General features: G+C 52.5%; 1 protein-coding gene and 1 pseudogene. Both read right to left on the reverse strand.

The window, feature by feature from the left end; translation table 11 throughout:
• A partial coding sequence (locus WFP70_RS26490; RefSeq protein ID WP_337024904.1) for an IS3 family transposase occupies nucleotides 1–304 on the reverse strand: 304 nt, incomplete at its 3' end.
• A 14-nt stretch (nucleotides 305–318) separates the two neighbouring features.
• A pseudogene (locus WFP70_RS26495) lies at nucleotides 319–889 on the reverse strand (hypothetical protein); the annotation flags it as partial.

Consider the following 889-nt stretch of genomic DNA (forward strand, 5'->3'; position numbering starts at 1 on the left):
AGGGACCCTTCCAGGACTGGTATTTCTTGGGCCTCAGGTTCGACGCCAGCTTTAGTTCCCGCATCAGTTTTCCGACCGTTTTATGGTTCAGCGGCATCCCGTCATTACGCAGCGCAGCCGTAATGCGGCGGTAGCCATAGCGACCCTTGTGATAGTGAAAAAGCCCGGTTATCCGTTCCTTCACGCTGGCGTGCCTGTCCACCGGATTGCGCAGAAGTTTACGCTGATAGTAAAAGGTGCTGCGGGCAAGCCCGGCAATATCAAGCAGCACGGCCAGACTAAAGCGCTGGCACAGCGCGTCCACTATGCGGGTTTTGATTAAGGTTTCCGGTTCTTTTCTGCCTGCCTCAACTCCTGAAGCTTTTTTAGATAGGCCACCTCCGCACGCAGATATTCCAGCTCTTCTTCCTGAGAGCGAAAGACGCGATGCGGTGCGGTAACCTGATTATCCGGCGTTTTTTTCTTTCCTGACACGGGACACCTCGGCGTTGTTTTGCGGTGAAGTGCCATGATACCCCCCTCAAGATAAAGTTTCTCCCACTGGCTCAGCTTGCCGGGATCACGAATGCCAAAGTAAGGAGCTGTTTTGCGTGCAGAGGCGTTGTGCTGCCACATATGCAGGATGACTGATTCTTTAAATTCGGGTGTGAAAGTTTGTTTTTTAGCGGGCCTGCTGAAAGCACTGTCGCCGATGGCTTTCCACAGCTCAGCCCATCGGCAGAGTAGGCCGGTGTTTACACCGAAGAGTTTTGCAGTTTTACTGGAGCTGTCCCCGCTGTTGAGAAGATGCAGAACGGCCTGTTTTTTAAATTCCGGTGAATGCTTACGACTGCTCATTGTAGTTCCCCCTACTCGTTGGAATGGTGTCCAACTTTCGGGGTTCACTTCA

The sequence above is a fragment of the Pantoea sp. USMM079 genome (assembly GCF_037153115.1).
In the GTDB taxonomy this organism is placed as follows: domain Bacteria; phylum Pseudomonadota; class Gammaproteobacteria; order Enterobacterales; family Enterobacteriaceae; genus Pantoea; species Pantoea communis.